The sequence below is a fragment of the Rhodococcus sp. CX genome (assembly GCF_015865005.1).
In the GTDB taxonomy this organism is placed as follows: Bacteria; Actinomycetota; Actinomycetes; order Mycobacteriales; family Mycobacteriaceae; genus Rhodococcus.
On the sequence record NZ_JADZGH010000217.1, the window covers coordinates 25,573 to 28,505 of the forward strand.

The 2,933-nt window shown below is 66.4% G+C and carries 2 protein-coding genes and 1 pseudogene; 1 reads left to right on the top strand and 2 read right to left on the bottom strand.

Annotated features, from left to right (window positions below):
* Positions 1–620 (bottom strand): annotated as a pseudogene (locus tag I0Q12_RS33720) (ABC transporter substrate-binding protein); the annotation flags it as partial.
* Positions 621–941: 321 nt separating this feature from the next.
* On the opposite strand from I0Q12_RS33720, the gene ctaD reads away from it, so the two are divergent.
* The gene (ctaD, locus tag I0Q12_RS23910; protein ID WP_197255377.1) at positions 942–2,702 is read left to right on the top strand and encodes a cytochrome c oxidase subunit I; all 1,761 of its coding nucleotides are present in this window, start codon (positions 942–944) and stop codon (positions 2,700–2,702) included.
* A 24-nt stretch (positions 2,703–2,726) separates the two neighbouring features.
* On the opposite strand, the gene I0Q12_RS23915 is transcribed toward ctaD, so the two are convergent.
* Positions 2,727–2,933: DUF2470 domain-containing protein (locus tag I0Q12_RS23915; RefSeq protein ID WP_231611311.1), on the bottom strand; the 207-nt coding region annotated here is incomplete at its 5' end.

Genomic DNA, 2,933 nt, shown 5'->3' on the forward strand with positions numbered 1-2,933 from the left:
ACCGAGACGGTCGGGTTGTTCGCCGAGGCGTTGATCTCGTCGCCGATCGCCTTCGCTCGTGCCTCGTACTCGCCGATCTTCTGCTCGGCGAGGTCCTCCTTGCCGAGCGCCCGGGCGGCGAGCCGGATGTTGTCCTTCCAGGTCGGTCCGGTGGACTGGGAGAAGACGGTGGGAGCGATCGCCGACAGCTCCTCGTACTGCTCACCGTTGCGCACCTCGGCGGACAGGATCAGGTCGGGCTCGAGGGCGGCGATCTTCTCCAGGCTCACGTCGGCGACCTTGCCGACCGAGACGGCGTTCGCGGCGTACTTCTCCGGGGCGTCGCCGAGGTAGTCGGGCAGTCCTTCGGTGCGGTAGTCGACGTAGCCGACGAGTTCGCTCTCGAGCAGCAGCGTCGCGTCGGCGTAGCTGGTGTCGAGCGCGACGACCCGCAGGGGAGCCTCGTCGAGCGTGGTCGAGCCGCGGAAGTGTTCGACCGTGCGCGGGAAGCCCTCGGTCGACGAGACGGACGTTTCCGGCTCGGTGTTGTCGGCGGAGCAGCCGGCGAGGGCGACTGCGGCGGTGAGTGCCGATGCGAGCGCGACGGTCGCGCGGCGGCGGAATCGAGGGAGCACGTCCATACCTCGGACTTTCGGAGCGGGGCAACAACGACGCAACACTAGCCTGATAAGGTTTCGCTACCCTAAATCCCTGTCCGATGTGACGTACATCATCCGCGCGCGGGGGCGGCGCGCGACACGCCGGGGAAGGGGCTCACGAGGGTTCTGCTCACGAACAACACCCTGGTCGTGACAGCACCTCGAGGTACGCTGTCGCACCGAGTACGACACTGAGTAGGACCCGGTGGGCGACCGCTGTGTGCACGGTCTACGATTCGACTCAGCGCAAGCCAGAGACCGCTCGCCTCCAGCCCGAGGTCGAGCGCGCATTCAGGAGGATTAGTGACTGCCGTAGCGCCCCAGCCAGTCCCGATAGCTGCAGCAAGGCCGTACCCGCCGCGGCAGGGACCCAAGGGTTCGTTCATCTACAAGATGATCACGACTACAGATCCCAAGCTGCTCGGGATCATGTACCTCATCACCTCGTTCTCGTTCTTCCTCATCGGTGGCCTCATGGCCCTCCTGATGCGCAGCGAGCTCGCGGTCCCCGGCCTGCAGTTCCTTTCGAACGAGCAGTTCAACCAGCTGTTCACCATGCACGGCACGATCATGCTGCTCATGTACGCGACGCCGGTCGTGTTCGCGTTCGCGAACTACATCGTCCCGCTGCAGATCGGCGCCCCCGACGTCGCGTTCCCGCGTCTGAACTCCTTCAGCTACTGGCTGTACCTGTTCGGCGCGACCATCGTGCTCGCCGGCTTCATCACCCCCGGTGGTGCCGCGGACTTCGGCTGGACCGCCTACACCCCGCTGACGAGCGAGCTGCACTCGCCGGGCGTCGGCGCCGACTTCTGGGTCCTGGGCCTCGGCGTCATGGGTCTGGGCACGATCCTCGGTGCGGTCAACTTCACGACCACCGTCGTCTGCCTGCGCGCCCCCGGCATGACCATGTTCCGGATGCCGATCTTCACCTGGAACATCCTCATCACCAGCCTGCTGATCCTGCTGGTCTTCCCGCTGCTCACCGCCGCGTTCTTCGGTCTGTTCGTCGACCGTCACCTCGGTGGCCACATCTTCGACCCGGCCACCGGTGGCGTCCTGCTGTGGCAGCACCTGTTCTGGTTCTTCGGCCACCCCGAGGTGTACGTCATCGCGCTGCCGTTCTTCGGCATCGTCTCGGAGATCTTCCCGGTCTTCTCCCGTAAGCCGATCTTCGGTTACACCGGCCTGGTCTACGCGACCCTGGCGATCGCGGCCCTGTCCATCGCGGTGTGGGCACACCACATGTACGCCACCGGCGCCGTGCTGCTGCCGTACTTCTCGTTCATGACGTTCCTCATCGCCGTCCCGACCGGCGTGAAGTTCTTCAACTGGATCGGCACGATGTGGAAAGGTCAGCTCACTTTCGAGACCCCGATGCTGTTCTCGGTCGGCTTCATCATCACGTTCCTCTTCGGTGGCCTGACCGGCATCATCCTCGCGAGCCCGCCGATGGACTTCCACCTGCACGACTCGTACTTCGTGGTCGCGCACTTCCACTACGTGCTCTTCGGCACCATCGTGTTCGCCACCTACGCGGGCATCTACTTCTGGTTCCCGAAGATGACCGGCCGCATGCTCGACGAACGCCTGGGACGGTGGCACTTCTGGCTGACGTTCATCGGCTTCCACACCACCTTCCTGGTGCAGCACTGGCTGGGCAACGAGGGCATGCCGCGTCGCTACGCCGACTACCTGCCCACCGACGGCTTCACCACGCTGAACAGCATCTCGTCCGTGGGCGCGTTCATCCTCGGCGCGTCGACGCTGCCGTTCCTGTGGAACGTCTTCAGGAGCTACCGGTACGGCCAGGTCGTCACGGTCGACGACCCGTGGGGTTACGGCAACTCGCTGGAGTGGGCCACCTCCTGCCCGCCGCCGCGGCACAACTTCACCGAGCTGCCGCGCATCCGGTCGGAGCGTCCGGCGTTCGAGCTGCACTACCCGCACATGTCGGATCGGATGCGCGCCGAATCGCACGTCGGCTGGGGCAGCAGCAGCCACGAGGTCACCGAAGGAGCGCACCTCCAGGATCTCGCCGACCGCACGCCGAAGGAGCACTGACCGCCCTCGGGCGGGGCGTTCGAGTCAGTGCTCGGCGGTCGCGACGCCGAGTCGCTCGCACGCCGCGTGGTAGAGCGCCACCACCGCGCCACGGATCGCCGCCCGGTCGCCGGCCGGTTCGAGCCACGGCACCCGCACGATCCGCTCGTCGCCGTCGCCGGTGGTCAGCTGCCACTGCCCGGCCTCGGCGTCGAGACCGATCATGCGCGCCGCCGTGGCGGTGGGCTCCGC